The sequence below is a fragment of the Paenarthrobacter nicotinovorans genome (genome assembly GCF_021919345.1).
GTDB classification, from domain to species: Bacteria; Actinomycetota; Actinomycetes; order Actinomycetales; family Micrococcaceae; genus Arthrobacter; species Arthrobacter nicotinovorans.
The window spans coordinates 1,180,826-1,194,027 of sequence record NZ_CP089293.1 but is presented as its reverse complement, the minus strand read 5'-3'; the positions used below and the strand labels follow the sequence as shown (position 1 = coordinate 1,194,027).

The following is a 13,202-nucleotide window of genomic DNA, read 5'->3' as shown; positions in this document are numbered from 1 at the left end:
CTGCTGGATCATCGAGCCCCCGGGGCGGGCCAGAACTCCGGAATTCGGGGTTCCGGGTAACTGCGAAAGTGAATGATCCAGCAGAATTCGTGACCCCAGGCTTTCACAGCCCACACATAGCTTCGGCTGGAGTGCCGCACAGCAGCGCTCAGCAATGTTGGACCTGCAGCCCGCGTCCCGTGGGCCACGAACTTGCAGGTCCAGAGGAGAAACGTGAGCGTCCTTGCCCGAAGCGTAGGCAATGCCTTCCGCAACAAAATCAGAACAGCGGCGGTGGTCGCCGTCCTCGCCGTAGCGATCGGGCTGGCTTTGGCCATGCTCGTTGCCAACCAGGCGGTGGGCGCCAAAGTGCAGGAGCTCAACGCCTCCGTAGGCACTACCCTGACGGTCAACCCGGCGGGCGGGCAAGGCTTCGAAGGCGGCGGCGAACCCCTCACGACGGCGGAAGCCGGGACCGTGGCGTCGGTCACCAATGTCACCTCGGTAGTCGGAACCAAGGCCCTGCGCCTGCAGACTGCAACGACAGGAACCACAGGAACCACGCAGCAGGCGGGCCCTGGAGGCGGCTTCGGCCCTGGCGGCCAGCAGGCTACGGTCAGCACCAACCTGACAGCGGCCATCGACGCCGGCACCCTGGGCAACCGCAACAACGCCAACGGAAATTCGGGAACGGGCACCACCGCCCTGCCCGCCCGGGCCCTTCCGATCACGGCAACGGGCATCGGTGCGGAGGTCGACAGCACCGGCAAAGCACTGAATATCACCAGCGGCACCGGGCTGGGCGATTACACGGCTGCCGGTGGGAAGGCCCTGGTAGGCACGTCCTTGGCAGAAAAGAACAGCCTGAGTGTCGGGTCCACCTTCACCGTGCAGGACAAGACGTTCACAGTGGCCGGTATCTTCGACGCCGGCACCGCGTTCGGCAACAATGCCGTCTACCTGACGCTCCCCGAAGCCCAGACCCTGGCGTCAACACCGGACGAGCTCTCCAGCATGATCGTCACGGTCAACAGCATGGAGAACGTCGACAGCACCAAATCGGCCGTCCAATCGGCTCTCGGCACGGATAAAGCCGATGTCACCCAAGGCCAGCGCAACCTTGAAACAGCCGTCAGCTCCTTGGACAGCGTGAAGAACATTTCCATGGTCGCCTTCATTGCGGCCCTCGCCACGGCGGGGATCATCATCCTGCTCATCATGGTCATGCTGATCCGTGAACGCCGCCGCGAAATCGGCGTGCTGAAGGCCATCGGTGCTCCCAACCGCACCATCGGCCTGCAATTTGTCCTCGAGTCCCTGGTTCTCGTTGCCATGGGCAGCGTAGTGGGCGCGGTGATTGCATCGTTCGCCAGTGGCGGCATCGCCTCGGCACTGATCAGTTCAAACACAACCACGACGGCGGCCCCCACCAACCAGCGCGGCGGCGGCCTTGCCGGCGCCATGCCAAACGGGGCGGTACCCGGTGGTGGCGGCTTCCCCGGCGGCGGGCAGGGAGGTCCGTTTGGCGGGGCCTCACAGTTGCTCAGCTCCGTCACGGCCAGCGTCTCCCCCGGCGTCCTCGCGGCCGGCATCGCCGCGGTGTTCGCCGTCGCCATCATCGGTGCGCTGGTTCCGGCGCTGCTGACCGCCCGCATCCGTCCCATCGAAGTACTCCGAGGAGAATAGCCGTGATTGAAGTCAAGGACCTGGTCCGTCAGTTCAAGTCCGGTGACCGGACCATCAAGCCCGTCAACGGCGTGAGCTTCGAGCTCGAAAAGGGTTCGTTGTCGTCCATCGTGGGCAAGAGCGGCAGCGGCAAGAGCACACTGTTGTCCCTCCTGGGCGCATTGGACAAGCCCACCTCAGGGGACGTCGTTGTCGATGGCGTGAGCCTGGCGGGGCTGCCGGACGGCAAGCTGACCGAGTACCGCCGCCGCGACATCGGTTTCGTCTTCCAGCAATTCAACCTGATCCCCAACCTCAGTGCCGTGGACAATGTCATGCTGCCCATGGAGTTCGCCGGAGTCCGCAAAGCGGCCAGGCTGAAGCGGGCCAAGGAACTGCTTGAGCAGGTTCAGCTGGATCCGGAGAAGCATTCGCGGCGGACCAACCGGTTGTCCGGTGGGGAGCAGCAGCGTGTGGCGATTGCCCGGGCGCTGGCCAACGAGCCCAAGCTGATCCTCGCCGATGAGCCCACCGGAAACCTCGATGAGCAGACCGGCGAGCACATCATCGAACTCCTGAGCTCCCTGAGCCGCGACCACAACACCACCATCCTGGTGGTCACGCACGACCGCAGCCTGGCTCAGAAAACCGAACGCTGCTTCCGTCTCCAGCAGGGCCGGCTGATCGAGGAGCTCAGAACCGGATCGCGTCGATGACCTTGACGCGCACCGCCACGAGCGCCGGAATGGCTCCGGCGAGTGCGCCCACAGGACGGCTGTGCCCTTGGCCGCCAACACCTGCGCGGAATGAGAGGATGGCTGGCATGACTCTTCCTATTGCCGTGCCGTGGCTCACAACCCAGTACAACCAGGATCCTCGCGCTGCCACCGGGCGGCCTTTGCGGTGGGGCGTGGTGTCCACGGGCAATATCGCCAAGAGCGTCTCCCAGGACCTGGCCCTCTTGGAGGACGCGGAACTCCACGCCGTGAGTTCCCGGACCCAGGCTGCCGCGGATGCCTTCGCCAACGCTTCGGGTTTCGCCAAGGGATATGGGGACGACGCCGGTGTTCCCGGCTACCAGCGTCTGTTCGACGATCCTGCGGTGGACGTGGTCTACGTGGCGACACCCCACGCCCAGCACTTCCAGATCGCCTCTGCGGCGTTGCGGGCCGGGAAGCACGTCTTATGCGAGAAGGCCCTCACCATCAATGCCCGTGAGGCCATGGAACTGGTGAAGATCGCGCGTGAGCAGAACGTGTTCTTCATGGAGGCGGTGTGGAGCCGCTTCCTGCCGAGCATGCAGCGGGCTTTCGAGATCGCAGCGTCCGGTGAGCTGGGGCAAATCCAGTGGGTTACCGCGGATCTCGGATTCCCGGCACCGTACGATCCTTCGGCCCGCATCTGGGCCCTGAACGACGGCGGCGGAGCGCTCTTGGACATCACGGTGTATCCCTTGCTCTGGGCCTTGGGGACGCTGGGCTTCCCGCAGTCGGTCACGGCGATCGGATCGCTGAATGAGGACGGCGTGGACACGCAGAACGCACTGACGCTGGGATATGACACGGGCGCACAGGCGCAATTGACGTCGTCCCTGATGGCCCATGGGCCAAGGACAGCCACCGTTGCCGGCGGCCTTGGCTACTTGCAGACAGTGGGATCGGTAAACAATCCGCGTGAGCTGCTGGTCAGGGTCGGCTGGGACGAGCCCCGTCACGAGCACTTCGACGTTGCAGGCATCGGCTACACCTATGAACTGCGCGAGGTGACCCGCTGTGTTCAGCAAGGACTCCTCGAGAGCCCGGTGATGCCGCTGGAAGACTCCATCAATGTGATGCGCCTCTTCGACGGCGTCCGTTCACAGTTGGGTGTCCGTTATCCCAATGATGCCCGGTGATTTAACCAGAACGGGTTAAGACCCCTTGCGGCCTGGCTGCCTGGCCAGTTTGCGGTCCAGCGAGAAGGCCCCGGAGCCCAGGAAAACGAAGGCCACGGACACGGCGAAGTAGATGATGAGCAGCTCCGCCGTCACGCCCGCTTTGTCCGTGAGCAGGGGCTTGCCCGCTTCCGTCACGAACCAGATCGAGGCGAACATCAAAGCCGACAGGAATCCGGCCACCCGGGTCAGCGCTCCGAGGACCAGCAGCAGCCCCAGTCCCAGCTCACCGGCGATCACCAGCCACGCAACGACTTCCGGCTTCTGCACACCCATGGCAGCAACGGATGCTGCGAACGCGGCATGGCCGGCCATGAACTTCTGGAAGCCGTGGACCATGATGAGCGCGCCGAAGACCACGCGCAGGATCGTGACGCCATGGGCGGAGGACTTGGGTGACGGGTGAAGGAATTTCACGCAGTCCAATCTTCCATGCCCGGCGCTCCCGGCCAAACGCCCGCAATCCGGCGACCTTGGAAAGAGAAGCTAGGACAGCAGCGCCGGGATGTCCTTCACTCCGGCCAGGATGTGGTGATGCGGGTGCGCGGCAAGCTCGTCGCGCCCGAGCTTGCCGGTGAGTACGCCGACGGCCAGGACCCCTGCGTTGTTGGCCGCAGCGAGGTCGTTGACAGTGTCGCCTGCTGCCATGACCGAGCGGACATCCTGGACTCCCGTCAGCTCCATGGCGCGGTGGATCATGAACGGCGCCGGACGCCCGGCGGCTACTTCGTCGGAGCACACGACGGCGTCCAGCAGGTTGCCGTCGCCGACGCCCCACCCCAGCCGCTCAAGAAGCGGCCGGGCGACGTCGCGTGAAAAGCCTGTCGTCAGGGCCACCTTGACGCCCTGGCGGCGGAGTTCGCGGAACGCGTCTTCCACGCCCTCCAGCGGGACCGGCGGGTTGGCATCGTAGAACCCGCCCAGGAGTTCCTTGAACCGCGCGAACGCTGCGGTCACTGCGTCCTCCGTTGCGGCTCCTCCCCCGGCTTCGATCAAAGCGGTAATGGCCTCCACTTTGTCCGCACCCATCCACTCCTGGACGGCCTCGGGGCTGGTGGCGGCTCCGGTTTCTTCGACGCAGCGGGCCAGGGCAACATAGACGTCACCGTGTTCGTCGATGGTGGTTCCGGCCATATCGCAGGCTACGAGCTTGATCATGGGGTGGCTCCTTCGGTGTGGATGCGGACCAGGGCTGCCCTGCGCTCCACGGTGTTGTCGATGGTGAAGTTGGTAAGGGCCGGCAGGTAGCGGTCCTCTGAGTATTCAAGGGGCTGGCCGTCACCGGAACGGGTGATGCGGCGTTCGCGCAGGAGCGGAATTCCTTCGGGTTGCTCCAGGAGTTCTGCGTCCTCGTCGCTGGCCGCTACTGCGTCGATGGTGTGCCGTGCGCTGTGCAGATCCACGCCTTGGTCCTTGAGGAACGCAAAAATGGATCCCGAGTCGGTGTCGAAGTCGAACAGTTTCCGGCCTACGTCCAGGACGAACGTGGTGCGCTCAATCATGGCCGGAGCTTCATCCAGATAGCGGACCCGCAGGACTTCCACAACCGTTGTCCCCGGCACCAGTCCGAGCGCTTCCGCAGCTTCCGGGCTCGCTTCGCGTCGTGCCACCTCCAGGGTTCGCTGGCCGGGCTTCTTGCCGATCCCCAGCGCCCACTCGGTGAACGAGTTGAAGGTGGAGAACGACTGCGACGGCACGGACGAACGGACCATCGGGGGACGGCCCCGGCCACCTGTAACCGCGCCTTCGGAACGGAGGAAGGCGAGCGCCTGGCGGATCGGTCCGCGGGAGGTTCCGAACTCCCGGCACAGCTCCGCCTCGCTTGGAAGCTGGAAACCTGGCGGCCATTCGCCGTCAGTGATGCGGCGCATGAATTCCTCGCTGAGCCGGACATGGAGGGGTGCGTTTTGCTGAGTGCTCACCAGTTGATAATACAAGTCGCCAGCATCAAAAGAGCCTCTTTCGCTGCATCCCACATGAATCCGGCGTGAACAAACATGAACGGAGGTTAAATTTTGATTAACTTGTATATACAAGTGGCAATGTGGCTTGATTCACCTCTTGCGTGCCGTCAAGGTCGATAGTGTGAACAACGCAAGCAACCCCACCTCAGCCACCGGCAACAGCCCCGGCCAAGCCGTCGACGTCGTCGTCGTCGGCGCCGGCATCATCGGCCTGGCACATGCCGCTCACGCTGTTGCCAACGGACTGACTGTCACCATCATCGAACGCGACCACCACGCCGCCGGCGCCTCGGTACGGAACTTCGGCCACTGCTGCATCACGGCGCAGTCCGGCGATCTGTACGAGCTCGCAAGGACGTCCCGGAAGTACTGGCTCGAGTTCGCCGAGCAGGCAGGTTTTTGGGCCGTTGAATCCGGAGCAGTGGTCCTTGCCCGTACCGATGCAGAGATGGCTGTCCTGCGCGAACTCTCCGCAGCCCGGGAGCCCGGCCAAGTGCAACTGCTCTCCCCTGACGCGACACGGGAGCGCCTGGACCCGGTTGCGGCCGGACTGCCCGACGGCGGCACCCGCCAAGGCGATTGGCCCGGCCTGGTCGGTGGAGCCTTCCTCCGCGACGACCTCCGCGTCGATCCCCGGACCACCGTCGCAAAGTTGGCCGAATGGCTGAGCCGGCAGCCCGGCGTCGAACTTCACTGGAACACCGCGGCACTGGGCTTCAGCCAATCGCCGGACGGCGTGACCGTGCAGACATCGCGCGGCGCGCTGCAGGCGAAGCAAGTGTTCGTGTGCGTGGGCCACGATGTCGACTACCTGTTCCCGGACCTCGCTGCGGAACACAGGATCCAGCGGTGCGCGCTCCAGATGTCATTGGCTGCCGGGCCAGCCGGAGTCCGCTTCACACCGGCTGTGCTCACCGCAACGTCCATGCTCCGCTACCCGGCTTTCACCGATATGCCCGCGGCGGAGGCCCTGCGCTCCGAAGTGAAAGCCAAGCAGCCGGAACTGTTGGACATCGGCGCCAACGTCATGTTCACCCAACGCCCGGACGGCACCATCATCCTGGGCGACTCGCACCACTACCACCGCACCGCCGACCCGTTCCTGGACGAGGCAGTCACCGACGCCCTGAACAACGACATCAGCGGCAGGATCGGCCGGCCCCTGGAAATCATCGAACGCTGGCAAGGCATTTACGCGTCCTCGGACGTTGCCCCGATCCTGGTCCGCAACATCCAACCGGGCGTCACCGTGGTGTCCGTGACCTCCGGCGTCGGCATGACCCTGTCCTTTGGCCTGGCACACCGCAATGTGTCGCGTCTGTCCTGAGTTCCTCCGTTCCCCCACCCCTCCCTTCGCCTAAGGATTCCCATGAAAACCACGCTCTTCACCGGCTCCGCGCTTGCCCTCGCCGCTGCTTTGGCATTGACCGCATGCGGCGGCTCAGCCCAGTCCTCTCCAGACCAGTCCTCCCCCGGGACGGTGTCGGCCACCTGCCCCAACGGCGGGATCAAGTTCGGCATCGAGCCCTACGAGGACCCGGCCAAGCTGAAGCCCGCCTACGACGTCCTGGCCGCTGCCCTTTCCAAAAAGCTCGAATGCCCGGTCACAGTCCAGGTGGTGGAGGACTACGCAGCCGAAGTCCTCGCCATGCGCAACGGCAAGCTGGACCTGGGGCAGTTCGGTCCGCTGGGCTACGTGTTCGCCGACACCAAGGCAGGCGCAGAACCACTGGTTTCATTCGGCACGGCAGAAAAGGAGCTCAGCAGCTACACGGCCGGAATCTGGGTACCCAAGGACAGCCCCATCCAGGCAATCGGCGATCTCAAGGGCAAGTCCCTGGCCCTGGGCAGCGTCGGATCCACCAGCGGCGATGTCCTGCCCCGGTTCGGTCTCCGTGAGGCAGGCATCGCTGACGCCGACCTCACCATGGACTACACCGGCGGCCACCCGGAGGCACTCCTTGCCCTGACCAACGGGAAGGTGGACGCGGCCGAGATCAACTCGCAGACGCTGGCCACGGCGATCGCCGCGGGAACCTTCGCCAAGGACGATTTCCGCCAGGTCTGGACGTCCAACCCCATCCCGAACGATCCCATCACCGTTCGCGGCGACGCCGATCCCGCCTTCAAACAAGCCGTCAAGGAGGCGTTCCTGTCACTGGAGCCCGCCGACGTTGCCAAGGTTGGAGAGTTCCTGGACGTGACCCCTCCAGGCCCGTTGCTGGAGGTCACCAAGGACAACTACACGCCCCTGTTCGAGCTCGCCAAGACCATGCACCTCACGGAGAAGGATCTGTAATGCCGCTCTCCGTCCAAGGGCTGGGTAAGTCCTTCAACGGCAGGACCGTCCTTCAGGGTGTCGACTTCTCCGTCGCCCCCGGTGAACTGGTTGCCTTCCTCGGCGCCAACGGCTCGGGCAAGTCCACCACGCTGCGTTGCGTCATGGGCATCACCGCTCCCGATGCCGGAAGCATCAGCATTGACGGCACGGCACTGGACCGTCTCCAGGGCCGCGAGCTCCAGCAGGCGCGGCAGCGGATGGCCATGATCTTCCAGAAGATCCACCTGGTTCCGCGCCGCACGGCCCTGGATAACGTCTGCGCCGGAGCCCTGGCACGCATTCCCACAGTGCGTTCCCTCACTCCGCTGCTGTTCCCCGCCGAAGTCCAGCAGGAAGCCCTGGACTGCCTGGACCGCGTTGGCATGGCGGACCGTGCCTTCGAGCGAGTTGGCCGGCTTTCCGGCGGACAGCAGCAACGCGTGGCAGTAGCCCGGGCACTGTGCCAGCGTGCCGACGTCGTACTCGCTGACGAGCCGGTCTCCGCACTGGACCCGCACGCCGCTGAACAAGTCATGGCACTGCTGCGCGAACTCGCACACTCCGAAGGCCTCGCCGTCGCGGCCGTGTTGCACCAGCCGGACCTTGCACTGCGTTACGCGGACAGGTCCATCGGGCTGCTGCACGGCTCCATGAACTTCGACCTTCCCTCCACGGAAGTCACCGCCGAACACCTCAACACGTTGTATGCCCCGGACAGGAACATCGCAGCATGACACCCCATACCTTGACCCCCGCCGTCGCGCGCCGGGACTCAACAAGCAAAAGCCGCGTGGCTCTGGTCCGCCCGAAGAAGCCCCTGCGGTGGATCACGACGGCGGCAGGGGCGGCCGTCGTCGTCGGACTTCACGCTGTGGCCATCCAAGGGACGGGCTTCAAACCCGAGTTGCTGGTGGACGGCTGGAAAGGCATGGCGGCGTTCATCGGTGATGCCTTCCCGCCGGACCTGAGCTGGGAACGGACCGTGAAGCCCGGGCTGGAAGCGACGCTCGTGACCCTGTGGATCGGCTTGCTCGGCACCACGTTTTCCGTGCCGTTCGCCCTGCTCCTGGCCTCGCTTGCGGCAAGGAACACCAGTCCGCATCCTTCGGTGTACCAAGCTGCCCGGGCTGTGTTGTCCTTCTTCAGGGCGGTTCCGGACATAGTGTTTGCCCTGATCTTTGTCACCGCCGTGGGCCTGGGTCCGTTCGCGGGCGTCCTCGCGTTGATCTGCCACAACACCGGTGTCATGGGAAAGCTGTGGGCCGAGTCCATGGAGGAGATCGACGCCGGGCCGCAGGAGGCACTGCGGACCGCCGGCGCCAACCGGATCCAGCAGGTAGCCAATGCCACGCTGCCCATGGTGATCCCGCAATTCGTGGGCCTGCTGCTGTACCGCTTCGACGTGAACGTGCGGTCCTCACTGGTCCTTGGCCTGGTGGGCGCCGGTGGCATCGGGTTGCTGATCAACCAGTCCATCAAGTCCTTCCAGTTCGATTCCATGCTCACGCACATCCTGATCGTGCTGGTGCTGATCGTCGTGGTGGACCAGTTCTCCGCGTGGATCCGCCGGCGGTTGGCTGCGTAACCCGCATTCCGGCCCAATCCACGTTCCAACCCAACTGGGGGCAGAATGGGAGGTGGCTCTTCTTGGAGCCACGGTTGGTCTCGCGGACGTTGTGGATGGAGCAGGCATGCAGGTTGATGTTGTAGTTGTTGGCGGAGGAGCCATGGGATCGGCCGCTGCATGGCAGTTGTCCCGCTCCGGACGTTCGGTGGTCCTGCTGGAACAGTTCGAGGCCGGCCACCACATCGGCGCCTCCCACGGAGCAACCCGCAACTTCAACACCGCCTACGCCGAGGCCGACTACCTTGACCTCCTCGCAGAGTCCAAGACCCTCTGGGACGAGCTCGCGGCAGAAAACGGGGCGCCGCTGCTGGACCTCGTGGGCTTGGCCAACCATGGCAACATCCCCAAGCTGGAACTGGTGCGGGAAGCACACCAGGAACGCGGCATCGAGAGCTACTTCATGTCCGCCGACGAGGCCGCGGACCGTTGGCGGGGCATGAACTTCTCCACCGATGTCCTCTTTGTGCCAGGATCCGGCCGGATCCGCTCGGCTGACGCCTTGGTGGCGCTGCGGAAATCGGCGGAGTCGCACGGCGCGGTCTTCAAGTATTCGACGCCGGTCCGGGACATCCGGGTGGACGGCGCCGATTCGGTGGTGGTGGTGACGGAGGAAACCGAGTACACCGCCAACCGCGTGGTGGTGACGGCTGGAGCATGGACCCCCAAAGTCCTGAAGGGCCTCGTCAAGCTGCCCGCACTGGTGGTCACCCAGGAGCAGCCCGCCCACTTCACCCCGACCGATAACACCTTGGTGTGGCCGAGCTTCAACCATAATCCGGACCCCGACCCGAACAACGAGCTCTACGAATACTGGTTCAGCCCGGTCTACGGAATGCTCACCCCCGGAGAGGGCGTCAAGGCGGGCTGGCACGGCGTCGGGCCCGTCATGGACCCTGATGAGCGCACGTTTGAGCCCATCCCCCAGCAGCTCGAAGCCCTGGTGCGGTACGCGGAAGAGTGGCTCCCCGGCGTCGACCCTTCCACTGCGGTTCCCATCAGCTGCACCTACACCACCACCCCCACGGAGGACTTCGTCCTGGACGGTTTCGGCCCGTTGGTGGTGGGCGCCGGATTCTCGGGGCACGGTTTCAAGTTCACGCCGGCCATTGGCCGGGTGCTGAAGGACATCGTCGACGGCGGCGTGGCACCTGACCGGTTCCTCGCCGACCGCTAGGAGTTTTTGTACACCTAATGCCCTTTAGAGGGGCTTTTAAGGGCGCAATGTGTACAAAAACTCCAATGGGGGGACGAAAAAGACCCCGCAAGCGTGATGCTCGCGGGGTCTTTTCGCAGTGACTACTTCAGGGTCGCAACGACCTTGTTGAACGTAGCCGACGGGCGCATGATCTCGGCAGCCTTGGCGGCGTCCGGACGGTAGTAACCGCCAAGGTCGACGGCGGGACCCTGCACGGCTGCCAGCTCACCGACGATGGTCTCCTCGTTGGAGGTCAGGGCTTCGGCGATACCGGCGAAGTCCTTGGCCAACTCGGCGTCCTCGGTCTGCTTGGCCAGTTCCTGTGCCCAGTACATGGCCAGGTAGAAGTGGCTTCCACGGTTGTCGAGCTCGCCAACGCTGCGGCGCGGGGACTTGTTTTCCAGAAGGAACGTGCCCGTGGCGCGGTCCAGCGTGTCAGCAAGAACCTGTGCCCGTGCGTTGCCGGTGGTGGTGGCCAGGTGCTCGAAGCTCACGGCCAGGGCCAGGAACTCGCCCAGGCTGTCCCAGCGGAGGTGGTTTTCCTTGACCAGCTGCTGGACGTGCTTGGGAGCGGAGCCGCCGGCGCCGGTCTCGAACAGGCCGCCACCGTTGATGAGCGGAACGATGGAGAGCATCTTGGCACTGGTGCCGAGCTCGAGGATCGGGAACAGGTCCGTGAGGTAGTCGCGGAGGACGTTGCCCGTGACGGAGATGGTGTCCTCGCCCTTGCGGATGCGCTCCAGGGTGAAGGCCGTGGCCTCAACCGGGGAGAGAATCTTGATTTCAAGGCCTTCGGTGTCGTGTTCCTTGAGGTACTCGTTGACCTTGGCGATGAGGTTGGCGTCGTGGGCGCGGCCCTCGTCCAGCCAGAACACTGCCGGGGTCTGGGAAGCACGTGCACGGGTGACAGCCAGCTTGACCCAGTCGCGGACGGGGATGTCCTTGGTCTGGCAAGCGCGCCAAATGTCACCGGGGAAGACCTGGTGTTCGGTCAGGACGTTGCCCTTGCTGTCCACGAGCTGGACGGTGCCCGCTGCCTGGATCTCGAAGGTCTTGTCGTGGCTGCCGTATTCCTCCGCTGCCTGCGCCATGAGGCCCACGTTGGGGACAGTGCCCATGGTGGTGGGGTCGAACGCACCGTTGGCACGGCAGTCGTCCAGCACAACCTGGTACACGCCGGCGTAGGAGCTGTCCGGGATGACGGCCAGGGTGTCGGCTTCCTTGCCGTCCGGGCCCCACATGTGGCCGGAGGAGCGGATCATGGCCGGCATGGAGGCGTCAACGATGATGTCCGAGGGAACGTGGAGGCTGGTGATGCCCTTGTCGGAATCAACCATTGCCAGCGCGGGACCCTCTTCGAGGCCCTTGGTGATCGCTGCCTTGACGCCTTCGCGGACGTCCTCCGGCAGGTCTTCCAGGCCGCTCAGGATGGCTGCGAGGCCGTTGTTCGGGCTGATGCCGGCGGCTGCGAGCTGCTTGCCGTAGGTGTCGAACAGCTCGGAGAAGTAAGCCTTGACCACGTGGCCGAAGATGATGGGGTCGGAGACCTTCATCATGGTGGCCTTCAGGTGTGCGGAGAAGAGGATGCCCTCTTCCTTGGCGCGGGCAACCTGTGCTTTGAGGAACTCGTCCAGGGCGTCGGCGCGCAGGACGGTGGCGTCAACAACTTCGCCGGCCAGGACCGGGAAGTCCTTCTTGAGGACCTTGGTGGTGCCGTCTTCACGGACCAGCTGGACGCTGAGGGAGTCGGCGGCGTCGAGGACGACGGACTTCTCGTTGGAGCGGAAGTCGTTCTGGCCCATGGTGGCGACGTTGGTCTTGGAGTCAGCGGACCAGGCACCCATGGAGTGCGGGTTCTGGCGGGCGTAGTTCTTGACCGACAGGGGTGCGCGGCGGTCGGAGTTGCCTTCGCGCAGCACCGGGTTCACGGCGGAACCCTTGATCTTGTCGTAGCGCGAGCGGATGTCCGTCTCGGTGTCCGAGGAGGGGTTGTCCGGGTAGTCCGGGAGGGCGAAGCCCTGGGCCTGGAGCTCGGCGATGGCAGCCTTGAGCTGCGGCACGGAGGCGCTGATGTTGGGCAGCTTGATGATGTTGGCTTCCGGCTGCTTTGCCAGTTCACCAAGTTCGGCAAGGGCGTTGCCCGTGCGCTGCTCTTCGGTCAGGAAATCGCCGAAGACGGCGATGATGCGGCCGGCCAGCGAAATATCGCGGGTCTCCACCTCTACACCTGCGGTCGAGGCATACGCTTCCACAATCGGCAGGATTGAGTAGGTTGCCAGCATCGGCGCTTCGTCTGTGTGGGTATAGATAATCTTGGCCATTGGCGGGGTTCTCCCTGAAAGTCTGCAGATTTCAACACTCCTAACTTACCCGAGTAGACCGTTTTGGCGGCCCTTCGTGTCCGGGATCACTCTCTGGGTTACCGCCCGGGAAAGCGATTTACCCCCGACGGCGACCTGACCGCCGCAGCTGCCTGCCGCCGTCGTGTACTCCTCCCCACCGCACGACAAGGAAATGAC

At 64.6% G+C, this 13,202-nt stretch carries 13 protein-coding genes; 8 read left to right on the top strand and 5 right to left on the bottom strand.

Annotated elements, in window-relative coordinates:
• The first annotated feature begins 213 nt into the window (after positions 1–213).
• Both JMY29_RS05735 and JMY29_RS05730 read left to right on the top strand, forming a co-directional pair.
• Positions 214–1,665, top strand: coding sequence for an ABC transporter permease (locus tag JMY29_RS05735; protein ID WP_189075924.1), 1,452 nt, complete (start codon positions 214–216; stop codon positions 1,663–1,665).
• 2 nt (positions 1,666–1,667) lie between these two features.
• On the top strand, positions 1,668–2,360 hold the full coding sequence (locus JMY29_RS05730; RefSeq protein WP_189075925.1) for an ABC transporter ATP-binding protein: 693 nt from the start codon (positions 1,668–1,670) through the stop codon (positions 2,358–2,360).
• Here JMY29_RS05730 and JMY29_RS20875 read toward each other — a convergent pair.
• Positions 2,338–2,469 (bottom strand): hypothetical protein, encoded by a 132-nt coding sequence (locus tag JMY29_RS20875; RefSeq protein WP_267912485.1) that lies wholly within the window; start codon positions 2,467–2,469, stop codon positions 2,338–2,340. The genes JMY29_RS05730 and JMY29_RS20875 overlap by 23 nt on opposite strands.
• On the opposite strand from JMY29_RS20875, the gene JMY29_RS05725 reads away from it, so the two are divergent.
• On the top strand, positions 2,468–3,538 hold the full coding sequence (locus JMY29_RS05725) for a Gfo/Idh/MocA family protein (RefSeq protein WP_189075926.1): 1,071 nt from the start codon (positions 2,468–2,470) through the stop codon (positions 3,536–3,538). The genes JMY29_RS20875 and JMY29_RS05725 overlap by 2 nt on opposite strands.
• A 15-nt stretch (positions 3,539–3,553) precedes the next feature.
• Here JMY29_RS05725 and JMY29_RS05720 read toward each other — a convergent pair whose 3' ends face one another.
• The 3 genes from JMY29_RS05720 to JMY29_RS05710 form a co-directional block, all read right to left on the bottom strand.
• Complete coding sequence (locus JMY29_RS05720) at positions 3,554–3,994, bottom strand: DoxX family protein (RefSeq protein WP_189075927.1); 441 nt, start codon at positions 3,992–3,994, stop codon at positions 3,554–3,556.
• A gap of 69 nt (positions 3,995–4,063) precedes the next feature.
• Positions 4,064–4,735, bottom strand: coding sequence for a phosphonatase-like hydrolase (locus JMY29_RS05715; RefSeq protein WP_189075928.1), 672 nt, complete (start codon positions 4,733–4,735; stop codon positions 4,064–4,066).
• Positions 4,732–5,499: a GntR family transcriptional regulator gene (locus JMY29_RS05710; protein WP_026267088.1), complete on the bottom strand. Its 768-nt coding sequence runs from the start codon at positions 5,497–5,499 to the stop codon at positions 4,732–4,734. Before JMY29_RS05710 ends, JMY29_RS05715 begins: the two co-directional genes overlap by 4 nt.
• A 163-nt stretch (positions 5,500–5,662) precedes the next feature.
• Here JMY29_RS05710 and JMY29_RS05705 point away from each other — a divergent pair, with 163 nt between their 5' ends.
• The 5 genes from JMY29_RS05705 (at position 5,663) to JMY29_RS05685 (ending at position 10,662) form a co-directional block, all read left to right on the top strand.
• Complete coding sequence (locus JMY29_RS05705) at positions 5,663–6,868, top strand: TIGR03364 family FAD-dependent oxidoreductase (protein WP_189075929.1); 1,206 nt, start codon at positions 5,663–5,665, stop codon at positions 6,866–6,868.
• Between the two features lie 42 nt (positions 6,869–6,910).
• Positions 6,911–7,840 (top strand): phosphate/phosphite/phosphonate ABC transporter substrate-binding protein, encoded by a 930-nt coding sequence (locus tag JMY29_RS05700; protein ID WP_079581117.1) that lies wholly within the window; start codon positions 6,911–6,913, stop codon positions 7,838–7,840.
• A complete protein-coding gene (locus tag JMY29_RS05695) occupies positions 7,840–8,595 on the top strand; it encodes a phosphonate ABC transporter ATP-binding protein (protein ID WP_189075930.1) in 756 nt (251 codons plus the stop codon). Before JMY29_RS05700 ends, JMY29_RS05695 begins: the two co-directional genes overlap by 1 nt.
• Entirely contained in the window at positions 8,592–9,446 is an 855-nt protein-coding gene (gene phnE, locus JMY29_RS05690) for a phosphonate ABC transporter, permease protein PhnE (RefSeq protein ID WP_189075931.1), read from the top strand. The genes JMY29_RS05695 and phnE overlap by 4 nt, the downstream gene beginning before the upstream one ends.
• 106 nt (positions 9,447–9,552) lie before the next feature.
• Positions 9,553–10,662, top strand: a complete 1,110-nt coding sequence (locus JMY29_RS05685) for an FAD-dependent oxidoreductase (RefSeq protein ID WP_110504321.1) — start codon at positions 9,553–9,555, stop codon at positions 10,660–10,662.
• Positions 10,663–10,784: 122 nt separating this feature from the next.
• On the opposite strand, the gene JMY29_RS05680 is transcribed toward JMY29_RS05685, so the two are convergent.
• Positions 10,785–13,004, bottom strand: coding sequence for an NADP-dependent isocitrate dehydrogenase (locus tag JMY29_RS05680; protein ID WP_189075932.1), 2,220 nt, complete (start codon positions 13,002–13,004; stop codon positions 10,785–10,787).
• Between the last annotated feature and the right edge of the window lie 198 nt (positions 13,005–13,202).